The 4,820-nt window shown below is 68.6% G+C and carries 5 protein-coding genes and 3 pseudogenes; 5 read left to right on the forward strand and 3 right to left on the reverse strand.

Translation table 11 applies throughout. From position 1 onward, the window contains the following. The 4 genes and pseudogenes from ACFVWD_RS47935 to ACFVWD_RS47950 form a co-directional block, all read left to right on the forward strand. Window positions 1–188 (forward strand): zinc ribbon domain-containing protein (locus tag ACFVWD_RS47935; RefSeq protein ID WP_389604676.1); only part of this gene is annotated, 188 nt, incomplete at its 5' end. Window positions 189–424: 236 nt separating this feature from the next. Then, window positions 425–925, forward strand: coding sequence for a VOC family protein (locus ACFVWD_RS47940; RefSeq protein WP_389604678.1), 501 nt, complete (start codon window positions 425–427; stop codon window positions 923–925). A gap of 102 nt (window positions 926–1,027) precedes the next feature. Next, window positions 1,028–1,222 carry a hypothetical protein gene (locus ACFVWD_RS47945; RefSeq protein WP_389604718.1) on the forward strand — a complete coding sequence of 65 codons (195 nt, stop codon included), beginning with the start codon at window positions 1,028–1,030 and terminating at the stop codon, window positions 1,220–1,222. Beyond that, window positions 1,219–1,341: pseudogene (locus ACFVWD_RS47950) on the forward strand (GPP34 family phosphoprotein); the annotation flags it as partial. The gene ACFVWD_RS47945 and the pseudogene ACFVWD_RS47950, both read left to right, overlap by 4 nt. Before the next feature lie 211 nt (window positions 1,342–1,552). Here ACFVWD_RS47950 and ACFVWD_RS47955 read toward each other — a convergent pair. Next, window positions 1,553–2,092 carry a hypothetical protein gene (locus ACFVWD_RS47955; RefSeq protein ID WP_389604680.1) on the reverse strand — a complete coding sequence of 180 codons (540 nt, stop codon included), beginning with the start codon at window positions 2,090–2,092 and terminating at the stop codon, window positions 1,553–1,555. 1,117 nt (window positions 2,093–3,209) lie between these two features. Here ACFVWD_RS47955 and ACFVWD_RS47960 point away from each other — a divergent pair. Beyond that, a pseudogene (locus ACFVWD_RS47960) lies at window positions 3,210–3,392 on the forward strand (6-carboxytetrahydropterin synthase); the annotation flags it as partial. A gap of 158 nt (window positions 3,393–3,550) precedes the next feature. On the opposite strand, the gene ACFVWD_RS47965 reads toward ACFVWD_RS47960, so the two are convergent. Together ACFVWD_RS47965 and ACFVWD_RS47970 are read right to left on the reverse strand one after the other, a co-directional pair. Beyond that, entirely contained in the window at window positions 3,551–4,114 is a 564-nt protein-coding gene (locus ACFVWD_RS47965) for a CGNR zinc finger domain-containing protein (RefSeq protein WP_389604682.1), read from the reverse strand. Between the two features lie 155 nt (window positions 4,115–4,269). Then, window positions 4,270–4,527 (reverse strand): annotated as a pseudogene (locus tag ACFVWD_RS47970) (ABC transporter ATP-binding protein); the annotation flags it as partial. Window positions 4,528–4,820 lie beyond the last annotated feature (293 nt).

Consider the following 4,820-nt stretch of genomic DNA (forward strand, 5'->3'; position numbering starts at 1 on the left):
TGATCGCCGTGGACCCCCGCAACACCTCCCGCACCTGCCCCGCATGCGGGCACACCGCGAAGGAGAACCGGCCCACACAGGAAACATTCCACTGCGTCGCCTGCGGCCACCACGCCCACGCCGACACAGTGGCAGCCACCAACGTCCTACGGGCCGGGCTGGCCCGTCGCAACGCCAACCCGGCATAGCGAGAAGCCACCGGCTTCAGCCGGGGGAGGAGTCACCATTCACACGTATCCGGACGCTTTCAGGTGCTGTGGCTCCGACAACGAATTGAGTCATGTGACTCAAGCGACACATGTCGATCGCCATCGACGCTGAGAGCACGGTGCCCGTCGGCGTATGTGTGCACCGGTGTCGGCTGTGGTCTTGAGACCCACCGCCCAGAACCCTTGACCGAACCATCGAAAGTGAGATTACAGCCATGGACATGAAGCGCGAAGTCGTCATTCTGCCCGTCTCCGACGTGGACCGAGCCAAGGGCTTCTACGTGGAGCGGCTCGGCTGGCGCCTCGACGCCGACTTCCCGATCAATGACGGCTACCGGATCGTGCAGGTGACCCCGACCGGTTCAGAGGGCTCGATCATCTTCGGAGAGGGCCTCACCGAGCAGGAGGCGGGCGCGCTCCACGGCCTCCAGCTGACCGTCACCGACATAGTCAAGGCCCAGGAGGAGCTGGCCTCCCGGGGTGTGGAGGTCTCCGGCCCGTTCCGCGACGAGAGCGGCGCCTTCCACCACGCCGGCGCCTCCCACCGGGTGCCCGGCCTGCACTCCGAGCGGGCCAGCTACGGCACCTTCGCTGCCTTCAAGGACCTCGACGGCAACGAGTGGTTCCTCCAGGAGGTCATCCAGCGCGCTATCGAGGCCGTCCCCGGCGTCGTGTTCACCGACCCCGAAGTCGCCTCCGTGGGCCTGACCGTTTGAGAGGCCGAGCGTACCGGCCGGGGTGTCGAGGTCGTCGACTACGAGCTCGGTCACCTCGCGGGCGCCGTCCAGTACCGCCCCGACTAGCGGGGCAGGGCCCGGATCCTCATCGACCGGCACCGTCAGGTCGTCGTCGGCGCCACCTTCGTCGGATCGGGCGTCGCCGAGCTGCTGTACTCGGCCAAGGTGGCCATCACCGGGGAGGTTCCCGTCGAGCGTCTCTGGCACGCCGTACCCGCCTTCCCCACCATCAGTGAGGTGTGGCTGCGCCTGCTGGAGACGAGACGGGACTCATGACCACCGCACGGGACCTCGCGCTCGTCGCCCAGGGAATGCCCTCCGACCGGCCCGTGGCGCAGGGCGACTTGTCCCTCGCGCTCGCGGGGGCCGAGGCGATCGATCTCCTGGAGAACGGGGGGTAGGGTCGCCTCAGCGGGTGCGCTGACGGGGGCACACCTGTGAATGGGGCCTTCGTGTGCGCGTGGTGGACGTGAGAGTACGCCGTACCTCGTCGCTCTTGCGTACGTCTCCTGGGCGACGAGGAATCCGGCGTCGCGAACTCATGTCCGACCCGGCGTCCGCAGGACGAGCACGGAGGTGTCGATCCGAGCTGTCCGCCGCACCCGGCTAAACCAGGGAGTACATGACGGAACGCTGCTGCTTGTGACGCCTGATACGTCCCTTGGCGACCAGGGATTCGAGGGTGTTGCGTACCACCTGCGGTGTGGGGTTGCGGCCCGGGTGTTTCTCGACGAGTTCGTCCCGTAGTTCCTTCGCCGGACGCGGCTCGTCGTACTGGCGGAGCAGGTCCGCCAGCAGGTCACCGAGCAGAGGCTGGTGCGACTTCCCCTTCGCGTCGGCCTTCGCCGTCGGGCCTGCCGGCGGGGTCTTGGCCGACGCGGAGGGCCGTGCAACAGCTCTGGCGGGGGCCCGCTTCGCCTTGGCGGCGACGGGTTTGTCCTGCAACTGCTCGGGCAGACGGGACGTGTCCGCGAAACCCTCGTACCGCTCGGCGAGGTGGATGATGTCCGTCAGGAGGGCCTCCTCCTGCTTCAACACCTCGATGGTCTCCGCCAGCTCCTGCTGTCGCCGACGGTTTTCCTCCAGGTCCGACGCGGCTTGCGCCACGTACCGCGATCGGAGCGTGGCGGCTGATTGGCTGGTCACACCGTTCACTTCCTCGATATGAATGACGTTGCGCATGGTACCCACGCCGAGGGTCCCGTGCGGATAAGTGTCGACGTTGCTCGCACGTGGTTCCCTCCGCACATACTGCCCGGTAAGTATGTCGTGGAACGGCCGCCCTGACGACCCTTGGTGGGTCGTTGCATGTGTGAGACCGTGTTGCGCTGTTCGGACACGAGACCCGCGACCAGGCTCTCGATCAGGGCCAGGGAATCGAGAGCCCGGGCACGGTCGGTGTGGAACATGTCGGGCAACAGCTGCGGCCCGCTGATACGCGAGATGGGGTGTGCGGTCACCAGGACGTCGCCGGCGATCAAGAGGCCGCTGCGGGGCAGGTGCTAGGCGTAGTGACCCTTGGTGTCTGCGGCTCGCAGAAGGGAACATGGGTGATTCCTGAGGCTCGGAGAGCGCGCACGGCCCATGGGAGCAATCCGGCCCGCCATGCTTGCGCGAGCACCTGTCCGACGGACACCTGGTTGAGGAAGTCGCGGCGGGTGTGCGGCACCTCCTCCTGATGCATGAGCACCGGGCCGTCGTACGCGGCGTGCCGGTACTCGGCCGCGTGGATGTGGTCGTTGTACGCGTGTGACCAGGCCGTCGCTCTCGACGCGGACAATGTCGTCCTCACTCAGAAGCCTCGGCATGGTCGTTCTGATCCTCTCGTCGCCGGACCCCGGAGGAGGATGTCCCCGGACCGCAGGGTGAGGGTGTCCGGACCCGCCCGGACCGTCGGGAACCGGCGGCGGGGAAGGGAAACCGGCCATACGTGGTACTCATGGCCCCGGAGGAATCAGCGCCACGACGGCCTCGCGCAGCTCCGGTGGCAGGGGGTGCGCAGCGAGGAGGCCCTACGGTCCCACGGCGGCCCGTGCGACCGTGACCTCGTCGCCTCCCGGGCGGTGACCGGCTCGTATCCCGGCACGGATTGCGCGGGGAGCGCCGGCCGGGAGGTTCGCGGCAGTCAGCACGGCGGCCGTCCGGGCCGCGGCCTCTTGGCCCGCGCCGTCGTCAGAGCCTCCAGAACGCTGTCGCCGAGCTGTTGGGTCGGCATCTTGCTCGGCCCCGGTGCCCGACAGAGCAGAGCCCGAGCCACATGTGCGACGAGGAGCGGTTCCACCGGATCAACACCTCGACGGAGTATCTGGCCAGGGTGATCGCCGACCGCCTGGTCGAGGCGATCCACGCGGGGGCGCTGGGGGAGGGCGCCCGGGGGATCCGTGAGGTGGTCGTGACGTTGCACGAGTCGCACATCGCGTGGGCCAGTTACGAACGCAGCGTGTGACACACACTCAGCCGCGCACCGTGATGGGGGAGTGCTGTACTTGGAGACGGATCCTCCTGGGGCGGCCGCGGGTTCAGGCCCTCATCCCAAGGGCCTGCAAGGACCTCTCCGCCGACTGAGCCTCACGCTCGCCGGGGCCACGCGCCACCCAGGTGAGGTCAGTGCGCGGTCACGGCGGACGCGTCCTTCTTGCGTGCGCGGTACGCGGCGGCCTTGATCTTGTTGCCGCAGGACTCCATGCCACACCATTGGCGCCGCATGCCCCGGGAGCGGTCGATGTAGACCCGGGTGCACTCGGGGTTGCCGCATTCCTTCATCAAGGGGACGTCCGGGCCGCTGAGCAGTTCCACGGCATGCCGGGCGACGGTTGCCAGCGCCTGCTCGGGCGTCGCGTCGGTGTGCCGTCCGGCCACGGTGAGTTGCGGCGTCGCGGGGGGCTTGCGCGCGGCGGCGTTGAGTACGGCGAGCGCTTCGCGGTTGAACTCCTCGCCGAGACGGCGGTCCGTGACGAGCCGGTAGATGGCCTCGCGTACGGTCGTCGCCTCCCGGACGTCGTCCTCCTCGCCGGGAGTGATCGTGTCCACCAGCCCGGAGTCCAGGTACCAGGCATTCAGCCGCTCCGGCGTCACGAACATCTCGAACCGGGTCGAGCGTCGGGCCCGGAGGGTGGCCGCGAAGTCGAGGGCCGGGTGCCCGCATACGAATACATGGTCAAGATTCACATCACCATCTTGACAGGTGACTCCTGTCGAGCGCAAGAAGCGTCACCGTTTCAGGCGGTGCTTCCGCGCGAGGGCGTGATCGAGATCGTACGGCACCTCGCGCGGTCCGCGCCGGTCAGGACCGTAGACGGGCGCGGACCGCGAGCGGGCCTGGTTCAGGACCCGGAGCAGGCCGGTGCCGCCTCCTCTTCCCGCCGGCCGCGTCCCAGTTCCAGACGGAGTTCGCGGCCCTGCCACCGCCGGCGGAGCCAGCGGTCGTGGCTCGCCATGACGATCGCGCCGGGGCCGGGACCCAGTGCGGCCTCCAGTTTGTCGCACAGGGCAGGTGAGAGGTGGTTGGTGGGCTCGTCGAGCAGCAGCTGGGGCGGGCGGGCCACCAGGAGGGCCAGCGCGAGCCGCCGGCGCTGCCCCATCCTCTGAATCTTCGCAGGGAATCCCGGCCTTCAGGCCGGGATTCCCTGCGAAGAACAAGGGATGGACCCGAACTCCCGCAGCCGGGCGTACCGCGCGGGAGCGTCCGCCTTGAAGGCGGGATCGATGAGCATCCGGCCGTCCTGGTACGGGCATTCCTCGTGAGGGTTCCTGGACGTCTCTCCCGTTCCGGCGGTCAGGTCGTTGTCGTGAGAACGAGCCGCGAGCCGTGGAGGTTCAGCCGGCGGACCCGCGCACGGAAACGTTTGAGGGGCATGCGCACCGCGCATGCCCC

Origin of the sequence: Streptomyces sp. NPDC058086 (genome assembly GCF_042885015.1) — a bacterium.
Classification (GTDB): domain Bacteria; phylum Actinomycetota; class Actinomycetes; order Streptomycetales; family Streptomycetaceae; genus Streptomyces.